The following is a 19,252-nucleotide window of genomic DNA, read 5'->3' on the forward strand; positions in this document are numbered from 1 at the left end:
TCCGCGGCGATGCGCTAGCCGCGACTGGCTACTGGGTGCGTCTCAGCATACGCGTTTCATCTCGAGACTTTCTCAGACGGCGAGTACACGGCCGTGCGTTTGCTGCCGTACTTGTGAAAGACGCGGAATCGGTAAGTCTCGGGTTCGAGGCCTTTTACCTGAAACTGCGGAGACTGCTGGTACGGCAACTTTTGTACGATCCCCAATGAGTTTGTAACGTACAGAGCGAACTCGTTGGCCCAGGTCGGCGACGCATGGATGAGAAACCCGTTGCGCGCAAGCCGCTCCACGCGAGGAAACGGAGGTGGGAAACTGCTTTCGGCATCGAATGCCACGCCGTGGAGTTCGACTGCGAGCTGGTGGTTACTCGCGACCGAGTATCGGAAGGGTGATGGCACTCCGGAGTTCTTGAGCGCGGTCATCACCTGATCTCGTCCGACGACGATGAGTCCAGGGAGAGCCTTCAGCGCGGACTCGACGTAGTACGGCGCGATAGCCGCGTGCGTCACCGTTGTGACACCCGCGTATGGCGGCGTCGGGGATCCGTCTTCGAAAGTTGCGGCCCACGGTGGGGCGATCAGCACCGTCCGCTCTGCGAATCCCGCGGCGTCAAGCGACTCAGCCCACATCCTGGTCGCGCTCGTCCAGAGCTCGAAGTGTTCATCCGTCCCGAAGGGCAGGTGTCGCGCGTTTCTCGTGAGAATGGCGTCGATTCCTGACGCGACCACCTCCGGTGTCCTGGTGACGAATCTGCCGCGGTGCTCGAATACTCCTAGGACCTCGTCCGCAAGGTCCCAGACGAGGATATCCGAGACGGCGCGGTGTTGCTCGAACCTCTCGACGAGGTCACCCGCGAGGGTTCCTGCGAGTGCCCGGCGCTGGATGCGGGACTCGAGCCGCGAGATGTCGACGCCTCGCCCGAGATCGGGGATCGTGCCGTGGACCGAGATGAGGGATTGCCGCGAGGTGTGGTGCGATACCTCGAAGCCATGCCCGTTGAGCGTCGCGAGCACATCTCGCGAGACGGAACCCCCTTGTACGAAGGTCCGTATCATGCCGGCTCCTGTCGGCCACTGACGCCAAGCGAGCGAGCGAGCACTTCGAGAGAGCGGATGGCGCTCGTGCCGTCGCCGTAGGGGTTGTTCGCGCCGGACATCGCAGAGTAGGCGGTGCTGTCGGTCAAGAGCCGTGACACCTCGACGACGATCCGCTCCTCGTCCGTCCCGATGAGCTTGACGGTCCCGGCGGCCACGGCCTCTGGACGTTCAGTGTTGTCCCGCATCACGAGCACCGGCTTGCCGAGGCTCGGTGCTTCTTCCTGCACCCCGCCCGAGTCCGAGAGGATCACCGTGCTGAGCGACATCATCCGGGCGAACTCGCCGTAGGGGAGCGGCTCCGTCACGGTCACGTTGTCGACGCCGACGAGCTGCGGTAGCACCGCGTCGCGCACGATGGGGTTCCGGTGCGCGGGCAGCACGATCTCGAGGTCAGGGAACTGCCGCGCGATCCGGGCGAGCGCACGCCCCACGCCCTCCATCGCACCGCCCCAGTTCTCGCGGCGGTGCGTCGTCACGAGCAGGATGCGCCGTCCGGAGGCGGCGAGCTCCTCGAGACGAGGATCGGTGAACGGCACCTCCTTGCCCACCGTGGTGAGGAGTGCGTCGATCACCGTGTTGCCGGTGACCGCGATCGTGGCGTCGTCCACGCCCTCCGCGAGCAGGTTCGCCCGGCTGGTCTCCGTCGGAGCGAGGTGCAGCGTCGCGATCTGCGTCGTGAGCTTGCGGTTCGCCTCCTCGGGGAACGGGGAGTTGATGTTCCCCGAGCGAAGCCCGGCCTCGACGTGGACCACGGGGATCTGCCGGTAGAACGCTGCGAGCGCAGCGGCGGTCGAGGTCGACGTGTCGCCCTGGACGATGACCGCGGCCGGCTTCTCCTTCTCGAGGATCGGGTCGAGCCCCTCCAGCACGCGCGCGAAGATCTGCGCGAGCGTCTGCCCGTGGCTCATGATGTTGATGTCATGGTCGGGCACGATCCCGAACAGCTCGTTCACCTGGTCGAGCATCTCGCGGTGCTGGCCGGTCACCACGGTCACCGACTCGAAGTCGGGGCTCTCCTCGAGCGCCTTGATGACGGGCGCGACCTTGATCGCCTCGGGCCTCGTGCCGTACACGGTCATGATGCGGGTGGTCATGCTTCTCATTCCTCGTTCGTGGTCGGGATGCGACCAGCTGCGCGCACGTGCCGTGGTCGATAGCCGCGTCCGGGCGGCTCCTCGATCTGCACGTGCGTCTCCGTCTTCTCCGCGAGCGCGTCCTCGATGATCTTCTTCGCGTCGTCGGGCTTCTCCTTGGCGATGGCCCACGCCCACTTGCGGTAGCGCAGCGCGACGTCTTCTGCCGGCCCGTCGAGCACGAGCCGGCCGTAGTTCAGCCAGATCGCGCGCGTGCACGTCTCCTCGATCGTCTTCGCCGCGTGGCTCACGAGGAACACGGTGCCCGCGTTCTCCCGCAGGCGGTTCATGCGCGCCTCGCTCCGTTCGCGGAAGGCCGCATCGCCGGTCGCGAGTGCTTCGTCGATGAGCATGATGTGCGGGTTGGCGGCGGTCGCGATGGCGAACCGCAGGCGCGCGCCCATGCCGGAGGAGTACGTCTTCATCGGCAGGTAGATCGACTTGCCCAGGCCGGCGAGCTCCACGACGTCGGGGATCGCCTTCTCGGTCTGCTCCGGCGTGAGGCCCATCGCCAAGCACCCGAGCCGCACGTTCTGCTCTCCGGACAGGTCCGGCACCAGCGCGGCGTTCACCCCGATCAGCACGGGCGTGCTCTCGGACAGCACCCGCCCGCGCGCCGGCCGCTCGAGCCCCGCGATGATCCGCAGGAGCGTGCTCTTCCCGGAGCCGTTCTGGCCGACGAGGCCGATCTGCTCCCCGGAGCGCGCGACGAACGAGATGCCGGACAGCGCGCGCACGAGAACCATCGGCTGCTGTCCCAGCACCGACTTCGCCGCACGGACGATCCGGTTGGACCGACGGCGCTCCGCGGCGTCGGTCGAGGGCACCCGGTACCGCACGTGCACGTCCTGCACCGCGACCGTCGCCGCGGCGAACGGGTCAAGCTCGCCCATACGACTCCTCCCCGCGGTAGAAGAAGAGGAAGCCCACGACGAGCGTCCCGACCGCCCAGGCGCTGAGTCCCAGCCACGAGGACAGTGCCGGCGTGACCCCGTAGAGCACGCAGTTCCGGACCATGTCGAGCACCATGAACATCGGGTTGAGCTCCATGACCGCGAGGAGCGTCGGATGGCTGATGAACTTCTCGTAGGAGAAGAACACGGCCGACCCGTACAACCACAGCCGCGTCGCGAACCCGATGAGCTGGTTGATGTCCGGCACGACTGCGGCACACCGCGCGAGAAGCAGCGAGAGCCCGGTCACGAACAGGACCTGCAGGGCGAGGACGGCGGGCACGAGGGCGACGCGCCAGGTGAACTCCTCGCCGGGCGGCAGCACGATGATGATGGCCGCCATCGCGCCGAGCACCGGCACCATGTTGAGCATCTCGCGCAGCACGACGGCGATCGGCAACGAGGCCCGGGGGAACGCGAACGCCCTGATGAGGTTCCGGCCGGCGGCGATCGACTTTGCCCCGCCCGTGACGCAGCGGGTCGTGAAGGAGAAGAGGAAGACGCCGATGACGAGGTAGCCGAGGAAGTTGTCGATCCCGCGGTCCGACTGCAGCAGCAGCCCGAAGATGAGGAAGTACGTCAGCCCGTCGAGAACCGGCTTGAGCACGAGCCACACGGTGCCCAGCAGGTTCTCGCGCGTCCCGCTCGTCACCTTGGCGCGCGCCTCGGCCCACAGGAAGTGCCGTCGGTTCCAGAGCTGGCTCAGGTACACGCCGAGCGGCGGCCGGGCCCCGACGCGGGTGAGCCGACCGCCCGAGACGACCTCCGTCGTCGACGGCGGGCCGGCGAACAGCATCGAGTAGAGGTCGCCGCTCGTCGGCTCCTCCTGCTCGGTGTTCGTGTTCCCGGTCATCTGCGGCATCCTAGGACGCCCCCGTCGGCGCGTACTCCGTGCCGTACGTCGCGACGTACGCGTCGAGCGTGTCCGTCCGCACCGCCTCGCCGAGCGCCGCAGTCTGCGCGGCGTCGACGAGGTTCACCGACGCACCCCCGCGGTTCCCGAACCCGGTGACGGGCACCATGAGCCCCACGACGTCCTCGCGCTCGAGCTCGGCGGCGAGCGGGACGAGCGCGAGGGCGTCGTCCACGTCGAGATCGCCGGTGATCTTCACGTTCTGCACGAGCATCGGGACGAGCTCGGCCAGCACGGCGGGCTCGTCCGCGCGCTCCGCGATCCGGTCGAGCATCCCGACGAGCGCAGCGCGTTGCCGCTCCGTGCGGTCGAGGTCGCCGAGCGGCAGCCGCTTGCGCTCGCGCACGTAGATGAGGCCGTCGGTCCCGGACAGCGTGATGCGGCCCTCCGGGAAGTCGACCACCCGACCCGTGCTGTTCACGGTGACGGTGCTCGCGTGCCGGTTGTCCACGGAGAACCCGTCGAGCGCACGGGTCAGCGCGATGAAGCCCGCAAAGTTCGACTGCACCACGTAGTCGATCTCGACACCTCCCAGCACCTGGGAGACGGTCTGCGCGAGCGTGTCCGTGCCCCCGCGCGCGAACGCCGCATTGATCTTGCCCTCGCCGAGCCCGGGGATGTCGACCCACATGTCGCGCGTGAACGACACGAGGTACAGGTTCTCCCGGTCCGCCGGCACGTGGACGAGCAGGATCGTGTCGGCGTTGCCGGTGAGGTCCGCCGGGTCACGCGAGTCCGACCCGACGAGCAGCGCGTTCACCGGCCCTTCGGGCAGCGGGTCCGCCGGACCGGTCGGCGGGGGCGAAGGCGCGGCGGTCCGCGGCACCGACGGCGCCGCGGACGACGGTGAGGAAGGCACAGCGGTGCCCGACGGCGCGGCGTCCGGCGGCGTGGCCGTGCACCCGGCCAGCACGAGCAGGGCGGCCGCGACCACGCCCGCGAGAGCACGGCGCAGGAGGGCGGATGTCATCGTGCCCCTCCAGCCAGTGCTCGTGCGTACACCTCGCGGTACCGGGCCGTGTTCGCGGCCCACGTCCTGGTGGCCGCGAGCCCGCGACCGCGGGAAAGCATCGCACGACGCGCCGCGGCGTCGTGGAGCACGTCCGCCACGGCAGCGGTCCACGCGGAAACTTCACCCGGCGCGACGAGCACGCCGGCGTCCCCGACCGCCTCGCGCAGCGCGGGCAGGTCGCTCGCGACGACGGGCCGGCCGACGGCCATCGCCTCGACCGGCTTGAGCGGTGTGACCAGCCGGGTCACGCGGTCGTCGCGCCGCGGGACGAGCACGACGTCGAGCGCCGCGAGGTACGTCGTGGCGAGGTCGCGCGGGACCCGGCCGGGCAGGATCGCGTGCTCGCCCAGCCCCAGCTCGTCGGCGAGGCGGAGCAGGCCGGGGCGCGCGACGCCGTCGCCCACGACGAGCGCCGTCGCGTCCACGCCGCCCGCACGCAGGGCGGCGACGACGCGCAGCACGGTGTCGAGGCCCTCGTAGCCGACGAGGCTGCTCACCGTCCCGACCACCGGTCCCGGCACGTCGACGCCGAGCCGCGCGCGCGCCTCCGCGGGGGACGGGTGCGCCGTCTCGAGCAGCGACTCCGGCACCGCGTTCGGCACGACGGTGACACGCCCTTCCGGCACACCTCGGGTCACGAGCTCGGCGCGCATGGTCTCGCTGAGCGTCACCACGTGGTCCGCGGCGAGCGCGAGCTCGGTCTCCTTCGCGCGGATCAGCGCGTACCGGCCGGATGCCTCGGCCGCGCGCCGCGCGTCCGGCGACCGGTGCGACGCCGCCCACGTCTCCTCCGGCAGCCCGCGCACTTCGTACACCCACGGCACGCCCAGGCGCCGCGCGGCCTCGCGCGCGGCGGTTCCGGTCGTGTGCGGAGTGGTCGCGTGCACGACGTCGGGCGCGAACCGCTCCCCGGCCCGCACCAGCAGGTCGACCTCCGCCCGGGCGCGCGCCTCCGGGTCGGCGCGCTGGACCCACGGCAGCAGCCGCGCGTACCGCACGCCGTCGACCACGTCCGCGCCCCGGGCACCGAGGACCCCGATCGTCACCGGGTACGCCGCACGCGTCGTCGCGGAGACGGTCAGCCCGGCCTCGCGCTGCGCGCGCAGGATCGCGTGGCTGCGCAGCGTGTACCCGCTCTGCGTGTGCGGCAGCGAGTTCGTCAGGTGGTGCAGCACGCGCGGGTGCCCGACGTCGGCGCTCGCCCTCGACGCGGAGCGTGTCCCGGCGTCGTGGGCGGCGGGCGAGGGAGCCAGCGCCCGCACCTGGGCGCGGATCGCCCGCAGCGTGCGGCGCTCCGCCCGGCCCGACGCCGTCGCGCGCCCCAGGGCCTCCACGTCACCCGCGTGCCACAGCGCGCGCAGACGCGCGGGGCCGGGGTGGGGGACGCCGTCGAGCAGGTCCGGGCTCCCGACGGCCACGGCGACCTCCGCGGCGACCCGGTGCGCCAGCCCCCGACGGCGCGGTGCGGCGAGCAGGGCGGCCGCCGACGCGGCGGCGGCCTCCGGGGCGCCGTCGAGGTAGAGGCCGAGCGCGCGCCGGGCCGAGGGCTCGCCCGCGGACAGCAGCAGGCGCACGACTCCGGCCCGGACGCGTGCGGGCGCGCGGCGAGCCGCCTGGATCGCGAGCCACACCGGGTCGTCGAGCAGGGCGCGCACGCCGAAGGATGCGGCGAGGGTCAGGGCGCGCGCGAGGTCGCGCGCAGGAGACGGCGTCACCGGCGCAGCCCGTCCAGGAGCTCGACGTACCGGGCGGCGAGCGCGTCGTCGTCGGCGTTGAGGGCCACCCACTCCTGCGCCGCCGGACCGATCGACGGGACCGCGCCGTCGCGCACGAAGCCCGACCACAGCGCGACCAGGGCCGCCACGTCGCCCGGCGGCACGACGTCGCCCGCCTCCAGGGACAGCACGAGCTCCGCGGCCTCGCCCGCGAGGCACGCGGTGACGTGCCGGCGCGTGGCCATCGTCTCGTACAGCTTGGACGGGACCGTCCACTGGAACGGCTCCCAGTCGCGCAGCGACACGAGCACCGTGTCCGCCCACGCGTACAGCGCGGGGACGTCCGTGTGCGGAACGCGTCCGAGGAACGTCACCGGCGCTCCGAGCGTCGATGCGAGGGCGGTGAGATGGGGGACGTCCGCGCCGGTCCCGGCGATCCGGACCTCGACCGGGACGCCGCTCGCGGTGAGCGCCGCCGCGGCGTGGATCGCGACCTCGAGTCCCTGGGACCGTCCGATCGTCCCCACGTACACGACGCGCAAGGGCCGGTGGGGCCCGAGGCGTGCGGAGTCCTCGGGCAGCGCCTCGACCTCCTCGTCCACCTCGTCCGCGAGCCGGTCGGCGCCGAAGGCCGTGCCGTTGCGGACCACGCCCACGCGCGGGGCGCCACGGCCCGCGACCACCTCGGCGAACGTCTCGGTCGTCGTGACGACGAGGTCGCTGCGGGCCTGCAGCCGGATGATGGCGCGGTGCGCGACGGCGACGACGGCTGCGCGCGCCCGCTGACCCGGGCCGTCGGCGACGACGCCGGCCGGCCGGATGAGGTCGGGCCAGGCGTCGCGCATCTCGACGACGAACCGCGCGCGGAAGAGGCGCGCGAGAGCCCACGCCGCGAACATGCTCGGGATCCCGGGGACGGTCCCCACCACGACGGTCGGCCGGTGCGCCCGCGCGCGCAGGAGCCGCCAGCCGAGGACGACGGAATGAGCGGCCGCGACGACGTGGTCGGCCGTGCGGGACACGAGCGAGGTCGTGTGCTCGCGGTAGCGGACCCGGAGGATGCGCTCACCGTGGCGGCCGCGCTGGACCCGGCCGGGACGGATGTCGGCGTGGGTCGGGTCGAGCACGCCCGCCGGGTAGTGCGGCGGCGGCGCGAGGACGCTCACACGGATGCCCGCGTCGACGAGCCGGGGGACGAGCGCGCCCCAGCGGCGCTGCGGGGCGCCGGTCTCCGGCTCGTAGTGGTGCGTGACGAGGAGAAGGTGGTCGCCGGGCCGTCGTCCGGATCTCGCCAGGGGCAACCGTCGTCGAGCATGCCTCGCGGCGGTGCTGGACATGTCGCCCCCTGGGCTCTCGTCGTCCTCAGGGCATGGACCGACGAGGAACTTCGTGCTCTTTACGGCACGATCGTACCGCCCGCAAACCGGGGGAAGTCGTGAATCGGCGGGGGACCGCGGGTGAAGAGGCCCTGTGCCGAGCCGATCCCGGCCATCCGACCTGGGCGCGGACCGTAGGATTCGCCCGTGGCCGACACCCTCTTCCCGCCTTCCCCCACGCCCCAGCCGCCCGGCGAGCGGCGTCACGCGCGACGTCGTCGCGGCACCCGCACCACGCTCGTGGTGCTCGGGTCGCTGCTCGTGGTGCTCGTGCTCGGCGGGGTCGGGGGAGCGCTGTGGTTCCAGAACCGGCTCGACGACAACATCGAGAAGCTGGCCGACCCGTTCGAGGGCCTCGAGAACCGGCCCGACCCCGCGCCATCGCCGACGGAGGAGGGTGTCACCACCGAGGCGGTGAACTTCCTCGTGCTCGGCTCCGACAGCCGCATCTCCGCGGGCGACCCGTCGCAGTGGGAGGCCGGCGCCCAGCGCACCGACGCGATCATGCTCGTCCACCTCCCGGCGGACCGCGAGACCGCACAGGTGATCTCCTTCCCGCGCGACGCATGGGTCCCGATCCCCGGCCACGGCGAGGGCAAGATCAACGCCGCGTTCTCCTACGGCGGGCCGTCCCTCATGATCCAGACGGTCGAGCAGCTCACCGGCGTGCGGATCGACCACTTCGCCGTCACGGACTTCGAGTCGTTCACGGCACTCACCGACGCGCTCGGCGGCGTGCAGATCCGCATCCCCGAGGACATCGGCGACGGCAAGAAGGTCTTCTTCGAGGCCGGCGTGCACCAGATGAGCGGCGAGGAGGCGTTGTCCTACACGCGGCAGCGGTACGGGCTCGCCAACGGCGACTTCGGCCGCGTCCAGCGCCAGCAGAACTGGATGCGCGCCATGCTCGGCAAGATCAACAACAACCGCAACGACGTCGCGATGATGACGCGGTTCTTCACCGCCGTGAGCGAGTCCGTCGCCGCCGACGAGGGCCTGACCATCGACGAGATGCGCACCCTCTACATGAGCGCGCGCGGCCTGAGCACCAACGACGTCACGTTCATGACGGCGCCCAACTCCGGCACCGGACGCAGCCCCGACGGACAGTCGATCGTCGTGCTCGACCGCGCCGCGCTCGACCCGTTGACGGCGTCGATGGCGACCGACACCGTCGCCGACTACCTCGCCCAGAACGCCGCGGCGCTCGAGGTCCTGCCCCCGACGGTGAAGTGACCTCGGGGTCGGGCGACGGGACGCGGAGCGTCCTGATCCACGGGAGCTGCGTCACGCGCGACGCGTTCGCGCTGCCGGAGGCCCGGTTCCGCCTCGAGGACTACCACGCGCGCAGCTCGCTGGCCTCGGCGTTCGCGCCGCGCGGCGTGGAGGGCGTGGACCTCGCGCGCGTCGAGTCGCCGTTCCAGCGGCGCATGGTCGCGCGCGACCAGGGCAAGTCCTTCCGGCGGCAGCTCGCGACGACCGGCGCCGACGTCGTGGTCGTCGACCTCGTCGACGAGCAGTACGACCTCGTCGTGTCCGCGGACGGCGGGGTCGCCACCCGATCCCTGGAGTTCCTGCACGCCGGCGGTGACGCGACGGCGGGGGCTCGCGTGGAGTCCGGGTCCCCGGACTTCCTCGTCCGCTGGGAGGCCGGCTGGGCCGCGTTCGTCGAGACGGCGACGGCGCACGGCCGCCTGGGCCGCGTCGTCGTGCACGAGGCGCGCTGGGCCCACGCGAGCGCCGACGGGACGCGCTTCGACCACGCGCGCGTGGAGGCGGCGAACCGCACCCTCACCTACCTGTACGCGCGGATGCGCAAGGACCTACCGGAGCGACGGTTCCTGCGCGTGCCGGACCGCTACCTCCTGGGCGACCCCGGACACCGCTGGGGCGCCTCACCCGTCCACTACGTCGAGGACTACTACCGCGCGTTCCTCGACCGGCTCGACGACGCGACGTCGGGCCGGGGCTGACGGCGGGCCCTGCCGGCAGACGTCAGGCAACGCCGTCGATGACGACGATGCCGTCCTTGAACGCCACGTCGGTGATGCGCACCCCGGGGTCGGTCCGCTGGACGAGGCGCTGCACGTCGAGCGCGATCCGCGCGTCGGGCAGGACGCGGACCGAGCCTTCGGGCAGGCCCTTGGCCGCGACGACGGACTCGATGCGGCTCGCGGCGAGACCGAGCAGCTTGTGCGCGGGGAGGCCGCCGGCACTGGCGTCCACCGCGATCGTCGCGACACCGTCCGCGAAGCGCTCGACGCGGAGCCGGGCGCGCGCCGTCGGGGCCACGCGTGTCGCGAGCTTGAGCGGCGCCGGCAGGCGCTTGACCTGACGCGGGTCCACGACGAGGTCGAGCTCGTCGCCGCGCCCGGACACCGAGGTGATGAACGAGGGCAGCTTCTTGCCCAGGAGCCCGAGCGCGTGGAGGGTCTCGGCGAGCGTCAGTTCGTGGTGCACGGCGCACACCATAGCGGACGACCGGGACGTGTCGGGCGGGCGCCCACCGGCCGTCCCGGCGTATCCGCAGTTTCATTACCCGAGGTAATGAGTTAGGGTAATGATCATGCCTGCTGCGGACCCCACTGCCCCCACTCGGAGCCAGTGCCGGCCCGCGACCCTCGGCGGCGAGCTCCGTGTGGCGCTCACGCGCATCTCCCGCCGGCTGCGCTCGCAGCGCGGCGAGGCCGACCTCCCCGAGGGGCAGTTCGGCGTCCTCACCGTGCTGCACAAGCACGGCGCCATGTCGCCCGGCGCGCTCGCCGAGCACGAGCGCGTCCGCCCGCCGTCCATGACGCGGGCCGTCAACCGGCTCGTCGAGCTCGGGCTCGTCGAGAAGGTCGAGCACGAGACCGACCGGCGCCAGGTCGTCGTCCGCCTGACCGACGTCGGCGAGCACGAGGTCAAGGAGACCCGGCGCCGACGCGACGCGTGGCTCACGCAGCAGCTGACCACCCTCACCCCCGACGAGAGAGAGACCTTGGCCCGCGCCAGTGAGCTGTTGATCAGGATCGCCGCCCGATGAGCGCGACGTTCTCCTCCCTGAAGTACTTCAACTACCGCGTCTGGTTCGGCGCCGCGCTCGTCGCCAACATCGGCACGTGGATGCAGCGCGTCGCGCAGGACTGGCTCGTCCTCACCGACCTCACCGACGAGTCCGGCATCGCCGTCGGCGTCGTCACCGCGCTGCAGTTCGCCCCCGTCCTCGCGCTGTCCGCGTGGGCGGGCGTCCTCGCCGACCGGCTCCCGCGCCGTCGGCTCCTCATGGCCACCCAGAGCGCGATGGGACTCCTCGCCCTCGGCCTCGGCGCGCTCGTGCTCTCCGGCCACGTCCAGCTCTGGCACGTCTACGTGTTCGCGACGCTGCTGGGCGTCGTGTCCGCGTTCGACAACCCCGTGCGACAGACGTTCGTCGCCGAGATGGTCCCCGCCGACAAGCTGTCCAACGCCGTCGGGCTCAACAGCGCGTCGTTCAACGCCGCGCGCCTCGTGGGCCCCGGCGTGGCAGGCCTCCTCATCGCCGTCGTGGGATCCGGCTGGATCTTCGTCATCAACGGCGTCACCTTCGCCGCGACGATCCTCGCTCTCGGCTACATGCGGACGCGCGAGCTCCACCCCATGCCGAGCGCCTCCCGGCAGAAGGGCCAGATCCGCGAGGGCATCCGGTACGTGCGCGGCCGGAGCGACATCATCGTCATCATGGTCGTCGTCGGCGTCGTGTCGACGTTCGGCCTCAACTTCCAGCTCACGTCCGCGATGATGGCCAAGGTCGAGTTCGGCATGGGCCCGGGGGAGTACGGCATCCTCGGGTCGATCCTCGCGATCGGCTCCCTCACCGGCGCGCTCCTCGCCGCGCGGCGCGAACGACCACGCGTGCGCCTCGTCATCGGCTCCGCGTTCGGGTTCGCCGTCGCGACCGGTGTCATGGCGCTCATGCCGACCTACCCGAGCTTCGCCGTCGCGTGCATCCCCGTCGGGCTCGCGTCGCTCACCATGATGACCGCGGCGAACTCGACCATCCAGATGTCCGTCGACCCCGTCATGCGCGGGCGCGTCATGTCGCTCTACATGATCGTGTTCCTCGGCGCGACGCCGGTCGGGTCGCCCCTGATCGGCTGGGTCGCCGAAGCCTGGGGTCCGCGCTGGGCCATCGGCATCGGCTCCATCACCGCCGCGCTCGTCGCCGTCGGCGCGGCCGTCTGGGCCGTGCGCAACTGGCACCTCGAGGTCCGGTACCGCGTGCTGCAGCGTCCGCACCTGCTCGTGCGCTACCTCGACGCGGGCACCCCGGTGGAGACCGGCGCCCGGGCCGAGACGCGGCGTCGGCTCGAGACCGAGGACGCGCAAGAGGCTGCGCGCGCGGCCTGAGCCTTCTGCCACGTGTGGTCGGCCTGGGTGGCGGTCGGGGGCGCTCGCGCCGGGTCTACCATCCGCGGCGCTCGTTCCTCGCGCCGCTCCCGCCAGACCCGCCACGACCCGGCGCAAGCGCCCCCGACCGCCCTCGCCAGGTCGCCTCGTGCACGTGTCACGTGCTCGAGGTGACCCGGCCGCGTGCGACGAGTCGGGCGTGGCGAGACGACGGGCGAGCGGGTGGGGCGGCGTCGGATGCGAAGGGCGTGGAGCCGCGCGCGGAGACGCACGGCCGAACGCCCGAGGTGACGGCGCGGCAGCCCGAGCACCGACGTCGCCCCGCCCGCGGTGGTGACGAGCACCGACGCGCCGGGAGGGTTCAGGACAGGCGGTCGACGACGTGGTCGACGCACGCGGTGAGGGCGCGGACGTCGTCGGGGTCGATGGCGGGGAACATCGCGACGCGGAGCTGGTTGCGGCCCAGCTTGCGGTAGGGGAAGACGTCGAGGATGCCGTTCGCGCGGAGCGTCGCGACGACTGCCTTGGCGTCGATCGTGTCGTCGAGGTCGATCGTGCCGACGACGGTCGAGCGCTCGGCGGGGTCGGTGACGAAGGGCGTGGCCCACTCGCGGGCCTCGGCCCAGCCGTAGAGGTGGGCGGCCGACTCGGCGGAGCGTGCGGCGGCCCAGGCGAGGCCGCCCTGGGCGAGGAGCCACTCGACCTGCTCGGCGAGCATGACGAGCGTCGCGACGGCCGGGGTGTTGAGCGTCTGGTCCTGGCGCGAGTTCGCCGCGGCGGTGCGCAGCGACAACGACTCCGGCACCCAGCGCGTCCCGCTAGCCTCGACCTCGTCCGCGCGCGCGAGCGCGTCGGGGGAGCACAGCGCGAGCCACAGGCCGCCGTCGGACCCGAAGACCTTCTGCGGCGCGAAGTAGTACACGTCGGTCTCCGACACGTCCACGGGCAGGGCGCCCGCTCCCGACGTCGCGTCGACGAGCGTCAGTGCGCCGCGCTCGCGCGACCCGGGGACGCGGCGCACCGGCGCCATGGCCCCGGTCGACGTCTCGTTGTGGGGCCAGGCGTGCACGTCGACGTCGTCCGCGGGCGCCGGGTGCGCGACCGTGCCCGGGGCGGCCGTGATCACCTGGGACGGGTCGAGGAAGGGCGCCGCCGTCGTGGCCGCCGCGAACTTCGCGCCGAACTCGCCGAACGCCGCGTGCTGCGCCTTGCGGCGCACGAGGCAGGCCGTCGCGACGTCCCAGAACGTCGTGGAGCCGCCGTTGCCCAGGACGACCTCGTACCCCTCGGGGAGGTCGAACAGCTCGGCGAGCCCCTCGCGCGTGCGCCGCACGAGCGACTTCACGGGGGCCTGGCGGTGGGACGTGCCGAGGAGCGAGGCGCCGGCGTCGGACACGGCACGCACCTGGGCGGCGCGCACCTTGCTGGGCCCGGACCCGAACCGGCCGTCGGCCGGGAGCAGGTCCGCGGGGATCGTGATCGGGGAGGTGGCGTCGGCGGGGATCGCGTGCTCGGTCACAGCGTCACCCTACGCGCGCGCGGTGCGTGAGAACGGCGTCGTCCACCGTGCCACCGGGCGCCCGACGGCGGGGTCGTGCGACGGCGTGCGTTCGCCCGGATTTTCCCCGGAACGCGTCAGGGGATCGCCATAGACTGTCCTCACCGGTCCGCCGGCGCGGGCGGGGGTGCCCTGCGAGGCGGAGCAGCAGACGGCCCGGGCCGAAGGACGACAGGAGCGCGACGTGACCGATCTGATCGATACCACCGAGATGTATCTCAAGACGATCTACGAGCTCGTCGAGGAGGGCATCACACCCCTCCGGGCGCGCATCGCGGAGCGCCTCGGGCACTCGGGCCCCACGGTGTCGCAGACGGTCGCGCGCATGGAGCGCGACGGACTCGTCGTCGTCACGGGGGACCGGCACCTCGAGCTGACGCCGGCGGGCAACGACAAGGCGACGCGCGTGATGCGCAAGCACCGCCTCGCGGAGCGGCTGCTCACCGACGTCATCAAGCTCGACTGGGAGCACGTGCACACGGAGGCGTGCCGCTGGGAGCACGTCATGAGCGAGCTCGTCGAGGAGCGGCTCATCGGGCTCCTCGACCACCCGCACTTCGACCCCTACGGGAACCCCATCCCGGGGCTCGCCGAGCTGGGCGAGCAGTTCGAGGGCGTGGAGTTCCTCGACGGCGTCGTGCCGCTGCCTGCGTACGTCGCGCAGCGCCGCGCGGCGGGTGACGAGGAGATCGAGGTCGTCCTCCAGCGCATCGCCGAGCCGATCCAGGTCGACGTCGAGCTGCTCGCGCGGTTCGCGGAGGCCGGAGTGCTCCCGCGCCGGACGCTCGTGGTGCGCCCGGCGATCGGCGGCCTCGTCGTCCAGGGCAAGGGTTCCGAGCTCGTCCTGGACCTGCCCGAGGAGATCGCGCGTCACCTGTTCGTCGCCCAGGCCTGACCCGAGCCGCCCATCGGGGTAGCGCTCCCACGGAGCGCTGACCAGCATGGACACGCTCTCGTCGGCGGCTGCTCCCGAGCGTCGTGATGGGAACGTGACATTTGGCAGGGTGTCCTGTACGGTCGGTGCTGCTCCATCGGAAGACCTGTCCGGCGGAGTCCTCGAGCGGAACGCCTAACCCTGTCGCTGCCCGAGGTTCACGACAACCCGACGACAGGGACGGGGGACCCAAATCCGGGCGCTGGAGACAGCGTCCTTGGGGTGAAGCCCGACGGACCTCGGTCCGTCAGGCCGGGTGTTTCTCCCACCCGAACCCGACAGCTGACCTCGCAGGCGTCCAGGAGAGGCAACACGTGACCGTGAGCACGACTCGCGCCCGCCACCGCGCGGCGCGGCGTCCTATGACGCCACTCAGCACCATCGCCCAGGCAGCCTCGGACCAGATGTCGACCGTCGGGCGCCGCACAGCCGTCGTCGCCGCGTCCTCCGGTCTCATCGTCTCGATGATCGGCGCCGCCGCCCCCGCGACCGCTGCCCCCGTCGACTCGGAGCCGAAGCTCAACTCGGTCGACCTCAGCGCCCTGACCGCGCAGGCGCGGCAGGCCCTCGAGGCCGCACCGGCCGTGACGGTCGCCGCGGACGCCGCGTTCTCGATCGAGGCCGCACCGGTGACGGTGACCCCGGCCCCCGAGCCGGAGCCGGAGCCGGAGCCCGAGCCCGTCGTCGAGCGGACCCAGAGCACCAGCCGCACGCAGGAGCGTCAGTCGACGCAGACCGAGGCCGAGGCGCCTGCCCAGGAGGAGGCCGCGGTCTCCGTCCCGGCGTCGGCCTACGGCAGCTCGATCGTCTCGATCGCGGCGCGCTACGTCGGCGTCCCGTACGTCTACGGCGGCACCACGCCCGACGGCTTCGACTGCTCCGGCTTCACGAGCTATGTCTACGCGCAGGTCGGCATCAGCCTTCCCCGCACGTCGGGCGCGCAGGGCTCCGTCGGCACCAAGGTCCCGCGCTCCGAGGCGCAGCCGGGCGACCTGATCTGGACGCCGGGCCACATCTCGATCTACGCCGGCGACAACATGCAGATCGACGCTCCGCGTCCGGGCAAGACCATCCAGTTCCGTCAGATCTGGCAGTCGAACCCGACGTTCATCCGCGTCGCCTGATCGCAGGCACAGCACAGCACGTCACACGAGCCCCGTCCCTCCGCGAGTCGTCGCGTAGGGGCGGGGTTCGTGGCATTCTTGACTCGTTCGTGACCTGTGGTGGAGGCTCTGCCCAGGGCGCCTCGGCGACGTCGGTCGCCGGACGGCACGCGGCCGTCGAGAGGAGAGTCACTGATGACCCGCACGGAAACCGTCCTGGTCGGCGTCGACGGGTCGGCACCCAGCCTGCACGCCCTCGACTGGGCCGCCGCGTACGCCCTGCGCGTCGGTTGGTCGCTCCACGTGGTCTGCACCTACTCGCTGCCGTCGTTCACCGCCGCGTCGCTCGACGGCGGGTACGCAGCCCTCGACGACAGCGCCATCCAGGAGGGTGCCCGCGCGGTGCTCGAGGAAGCGCGGGCGCGCGCCGACGCCGCAGGGGTGCGCGTCACCGCGACGGTCACGACGGGCGACGCCGCGGGCGTGCTCGTCGAGATGTCCCGCGAGCACTCGCTCGTCGTCGTCGGCACCCGCGGCCGCGGCGGCTTCACCGAGCGGCTGCTCGGCACCGTGTCCTCAGCGCTCCCGGCGCACGCGCACTGCCCGACGGTCGTCGTCCCGTTCCGCGCGCGGACCAAGGGCGACGACGTGACGACCGAGGAGCTCCCGGTGGTCACCCCGCTGCGCCGCATCGTCGTGGGCGTGGACGGGTCGCCGTCGGCAGAGATCGCCCTGCGGCACGCGATCCGCCAGGCCCGCGCGTGGGACGCGGAGCTCGTCGCGGTCGCCGGGGTGCCCGTCGGTGCGGGTGCCGGTCTGCTGGCGTGGCTCCCCGCGTCCATCGACCACGAGCAGGTGCTCGCCGACGTCACGGAGGGCCTCAACGTCATCATCGCCCGGCACGAGGCCGAGAACCCCGGGCTGACCATCAAGCGGATCGTGCTCGACGGGACCGGCGCCGAGCTGCTCACCGAGTTCTCCACGGCGTCCGACCTGATCATCGTCGGGTCCCGCGGGCGCGGGGGCTTCCGCGGCCTGCTGCTGGGCTCGACGAGCCAGGCCGTGCTGCACCACTCGGCGTGCCCCGTCATGGTCGTGACGAAGAAGTGCGACGACGCGGTCGAGCCTGCCGAGAAGTGAGTTCCCGCCCTCAGATCTGCCGATTCGGGGGCAGGAACTCACTTCTCGCGGGAGGCGGGCCGAGGCTCAGCTGCGGTTGCGGTACAGGCGCATCGTGATCGGGGCGAGGACCGCGGTGAGCACGACCGACGCGACGAGCACCCACATGATGCCGTCGAGGTCGGGCTCGCCCGCCATGAGGCTGCGGACCGCCGTGACGAGGTGCGTCACCGGGTTGATCTCCACGAAGCGCTGCAGGACCACCGGCATGGTCGACGGATCGACGAAGATGTTCGACGCGAACGTCAGCGGCATGAGCACGAGCATCGACGTCCCCATGACCGCGTTCGGGGAGCGCAGCACGAGGCCGAGCGCCGTGAAGACCCAGCTCAGCGCGAACGAGAACACGAGCAGCAGCAGGATCCCGAGCACGACCCCGACGACCCCGCCCGGCGGGCGGAACCCGAGCACGAGCCCGAGCGCGAGCGTGACCACCGACGCGATCGTGTAGCGCACGGTGTCGCCGAGCAGGGCGCCGACGATCGGCGCCGGTCGCCACACGGGCAGCGAGCGGAACCGGTCGAAGACACCCTTCGAGATGTCGGTGTTCATCGTGTAGCCCGTGTAGATCGTCGTGAACAGCACGGCCTGCACGAGGATCCCGGGGAGCAGGAACTGCAGGTAGCTCTGCACGTCGCCGGCGAGCGCGCCGCCGAACAGGTACGTGAACATGAGCGTGAAGATGATCGGCGACACGGTGACGTCGAACAGCTGCTCGGGCACGTGCTTGATCTTGAGCAGCGCACGCCACGTGTAGGTGAGCGTCGCGGACACGGGCGACGGTCGGCTCGGGCGGTGCTCGAGCGCGACGGCCTCGCGCAGGGCGCTCGCCTCCGGGGCGCGCAGCTCCGCGGCAGTGGTGGGTTCGGTCGCCATCAGGCCACCTCCTCGATCTGCTCATCGGTCGGCAGGGGTTCGTCGACCGGCTGACCGGTCAGGGCGAGGAACACCTCGTCGAGGCTCGGCTGGCCGAGCGTGAACTCGGGCACCGCGATGCCCGCGTCGCCCAGCGCGGGCAGGAGGTCCGCGACCGAGGTGGCACCGTCGTCGGGCACGCGGGCCGAGAAGGCGTAGGGGTCGTTGGCGAGGGAGACCTCGGTACCCAGCACGGCGCCCACGATCTCCGCCGCGCGGGCGCGCTGCGCGGAGTCCGCGAGCCGCACGTGCACCGCGCCCTCGCCCACCGAGCGCTTGAGCTCCGTCGCGGTGCCCTCCGCGATGACCTTCCCGTGGTCGATGACCGCGATCTTGTCCGCGAGCTGGTCGGCCTCCTCGAGGTACTGCGTCGTGAGGAGGACGGTCGCGCCGTCGGCCACGAGCACCCGCACGATGTCCCACACCTGGTTGCGGCTGCGCGGGTCGAGCCCCGTCGTCGGCTCGTCGAGGAACAGCACACGCGGGCTCATCACGAGGCTCGCGGCGAGGTCGATGCGGCGACGCATGCCGCCCGAGTACGTCTTGACCTGGCGGTCGCCCGCGTCGCCGAGGCCGAACGCCTCGAGCAGGTCCGCCGAGCGGCGGCGAGCCGTCCCGCCGAGGAAGCCGTACAGCCGCGCGAGCATCACGAGGTTCTCGGTGCCCGTGAGGTCCTCGTCCACCGAGGCGTACTGCCCCGTGAGCCCGACGACGGAGCGCACCTTGTCGGCGTCGCGCACCACGTCGTGGCCCAGGACGGTGGCCGTCCCGGCGTCGGGCTGGAGCAGCGTCGCGAGCATCCGCACGGCCGTCGTCTTGCCTGCGCCGTTCGGGCCGAGGACTGCCAGGACGGTGCCCTCGGGGACCGTCAGGTCGACGCCGTCGACCGCCTTGGTCACCGACTTCCCGGACGTGAAGTGCTTGACGAGACCCCTCGCCTCGACGGCGAGGTCACCGGTCGACGAGCTCATGTCCCTCCTCAGGTCGCACGTGGAG

At 72.1% G+C, this 19,252-nt stretch carries 18 protein-coding genes and 1 riboswitch; of the genes, 7 read left to right on the forward strand and 11 right to left on the reverse strand.

Features of this window, described 5'->3' with window-relative positions; translation table 11 throughout:
- Window positions 1-56: 56 nt before the first annotated feature.
- From AC4H2G_RS19330 to AC4H2G_RS19360, 7 genes are read right to left on the reverse strand one after another with little or no spacing between them, the layout of a single operon-like run.
- Complete coding sequence (locus AC4H2G_RS19330; protein ID WP_494367359.1) at window positions 57-1,055, reverse strand: DUF6270 domain-containing protein; 999 nt, start codon at window positions 1,053-1,055, stop codon at window positions 57-59.
- Entirely contained in the window at window positions 1,052-2,191 is a 1,140-nt protein-coding gene (wecB, locus tag AC4H2G_RS19335) for a non-hydrolyzing UDP-N-acetylglucosamine 2-epimerase (RefSeq protein ID WP_494367360.1), read from the reverse strand. The genes AC4H2G_RS19330 and wecB overlap by 4 nt, the downstream gene beginning before the upstream one ends.
- Before the next feature lie 5 nt (window positions 2,192-2,196).
- A complete protein-coding gene (locus AC4H2G_RS19340; protein ID WP_494367361.1) occupies window positions 2,197-3,123 on the reverse strand; it encodes an ABC transporter ATP-binding protein in 927 nt (308 codons plus the stop codon).
- The gene (locus AC4H2G_RS19345; protein ID WP_494367362.1) at window positions 3,110-4,036 is read right to left on the reverse strand and encodes an ABC transporter permease; all 927 of its coding nucleotides are present in this window, start codon (window positions 4,034-4,036) and stop codon (window positions 3,110-3,112) included. Before AC4H2G_RS19345 ends, AC4H2G_RS19340 begins: the two co-directional genes overlap by 14 nt.
- 10 nt (window positions 4,037-4,046) lie before the next feature.
- Window positions 4,047-5,066, reverse strand: coding sequence for an LCP family protein (locus AC4H2G_RS19350; protein WP_494367363.1), 1,020 nt, complete (start codon window positions 5,064-5,066; stop codon window positions 4,047-4,049).
- Window positions 5,063-6,823, reverse strand: coding sequence for a glycosyltransferase family 4 protein (locus tag AC4H2G_RS19355; protein ID WP_494367364.1), 1,761 nt, complete (start codon window positions 6,821-6,823; stop codon window positions 5,063-5,065). Before AC4H2G_RS19355 ends, AC4H2G_RS19350 begins: the two co-directional genes overlap by 4 nt.
- The gene (locus tag AC4H2G_RS19360; RefSeq protein ID WP_494367365.1) at window positions 6,820-8,160 is read right to left on the reverse strand and encodes a glycosyltransferase family 4 protein; all 1,341 of its coding nucleotides are present in this window, start codon (window positions 8,158-8,160) and stop codon (window positions 6,820-6,822) included. Before AC4H2G_RS19360 ends, AC4H2G_RS19355 begins: the two co-directional genes overlap by 4 nt.
- A 186-nt stretch (window positions 8,161-8,346) precedes the next feature.
- Here AC4H2G_RS19360 and AC4H2G_RS19365 point away from each other — a divergent pair, with 186 nt between their 5' ends.
- Both AC4H2G_RS19365 and AC4H2G_RS19370 read left to right on the forward strand, forming a co-directional pair.
- A complete protein-coding gene (locus AC4H2G_RS19365) occupies window positions 8,347-9,435 on the forward strand; it encodes an LCP family protein (protein ID WP_494367366.1) in 1,089 nt (362 codons plus the stop codon).
- Window positions 9,432-10,172, forward strand: coding sequence for a DUF6270 domain-containing protein (locus tag AC4H2G_RS19370; RefSeq protein ID WP_494367367.1), 741 nt, complete (start codon window positions 9,432-9,434; stop codon window positions 10,170-10,172). The genes AC4H2G_RS19365 and AC4H2G_RS19370 overlap by 4 nt, the downstream gene beginning before the upstream one ends.
- A 22-nt stretch (window positions 10,173-10,194) precedes the next feature.
- Here AC4H2G_RS19370 and AC4H2G_RS19375 read toward each other — a convergent pair whose 3' ends face one another.
- Window positions 10,195-10,659: a hypothetical protein gene (locus AC4H2G_RS19375; RefSeq protein ID WP_494367368.1), complete on the reverse strand. Its 465-nt coding sequence runs from the start codon at window positions 10,657-10,659 to the stop codon at window positions 10,195-10,197.
- A gap of 106 nt (window positions 10,660-10,765) precedes the next feature.
- On the opposite strand from AC4H2G_RS19375, the gene AC4H2G_RS19380 reads away from it, so the two are divergent.
- Both AC4H2G_RS19380 and AC4H2G_RS19385 read left to right on the forward strand, forming a co-directional pair.
- Complete coding sequence (locus tag AC4H2G_RS19380; RefSeq protein ID WP_494367369.1) at window positions 10,766-11,224, forward strand: MarR family winged helix-turn-helix transcriptional regulator; 459 nt, start codon at window positions 10,766-10,768, stop codon at window positions 11,222-11,224.
- Window positions 11,221-12,567: an MFS transporter gene (locus tag AC4H2G_RS19385; protein WP_494367370.1), complete on the forward strand. Its 1,347-nt coding sequence runs from the start codon at window positions 11,221-11,223 to the stop codon at window positions 12,565-12,567. The genes AC4H2G_RS19380 and AC4H2G_RS19385 overlap by 4 nt, the downstream gene beginning before the upstream one ends.
- Before the next feature lie 361 nt (window positions 12,568-12,928).
- Here the strand turns inward: AC4H2G_RS19385 and serC are convergent, their stop codons facing one another.
- Window positions 12,929-14,086 carry a phosphoserine transaminase gene (serC, locus tag AC4H2G_RS19390; RefSeq protein WP_494367371.1) on the reverse strand — a complete coding sequence of 386 codons (1,158 nt, stop codon included), beginning with the start codon at window positions 14,084-14,086 and terminating at the stop codon, window positions 12,929-12,931.
- A gap of 223 nt (window positions 14,087-14,309) precedes the next feature.
- On the opposite strand from serC, the gene AC4H2G_RS19395 reads away from it, so the two are divergent.
- From AC4H2G_RS19395 to AC4H2G_RS19405, 3 genes are all read left to right on the forward strand, one after another.
- Window positions 14,310-15,020, forward strand: a complete 711-nt coding sequence (locus tag AC4H2G_RS19395) for an iron-dependent transcriptional repressor DtxR (protein WP_494367372.1) — start codon at window positions 14,310-14,312, stop codon at window positions 15,018-15,020.
- A gap of 190 nt (window positions 15,021-15,210) precedes the next feature.
- Window positions 15,211-15,371: riboswitch (cyclic di-AMP (ydaO/yuaA leader) on the forward strand.
- A 50-nt stretch (window positions 15,372-15,421) separates the two neighbouring features.
- Window positions 15,422-16,183, forward strand: coding sequence for a C40 family peptidase (locus AC4H2G_RS19400; protein WP_494367373.1), 762 nt, complete (start codon window positions 15,422-15,424; stop codon window positions 16,181-16,183).
- Window positions 16,184-16,357: 174 nt separating this feature from the next.
- The gene (locus AC4H2G_RS19405) at window positions 16,358-17,302 is read left to right on the forward strand and encodes a universal stress protein (protein WP_494367374.1); all 945 of its coding nucleotides are present in this window, start codon (window positions 16,358-16,360) and stop codon (window positions 17,300-17,302) included.
- A 66-nt stretch (window positions 17,303-17,368) separates the two neighbouring features.
- Here the strand turns inward: AC4H2G_RS19405 and AC4H2G_RS19410 are convergent, their stop codons facing one another.
- Together AC4H2G_RS19410 and AC4H2G_RS19415 are read right to left on the reverse strand one after the other, a co-directional pair.
- Window positions 17,369-18,217 carry an ABC transporter permease gene (locus AC4H2G_RS19410; RefSeq protein WP_494367375.1) on the reverse strand — a complete coding sequence of 283 codons (849 nt, stop codon included), beginning with the start codon at window positions 18,215-18,217 and terminating at the stop codon, window positions 17,369-17,371.
- Window positions 18,217-19,227 (reverse strand): ATP-binding cassette domain-containing protein, encoded by a 1,011-nt coding sequence (locus tag AC4H2G_RS19415; protein ID WP_494367376.1) that lies wholly within the window; start codon window positions 19,225-19,227, stop codon window positions 18,217-18,219. Before AC4H2G_RS19415 ends, AC4H2G_RS19410 begins: the two co-directional genes overlap by 1 nt.
- Between the last annotated feature and the right edge of the window lie 25 nt (window positions 19,228-19,252).

The sequence above is a fragment of the Cellulosimicrobium sp. BMG9.23 genome (assembly GCF_059159985.1).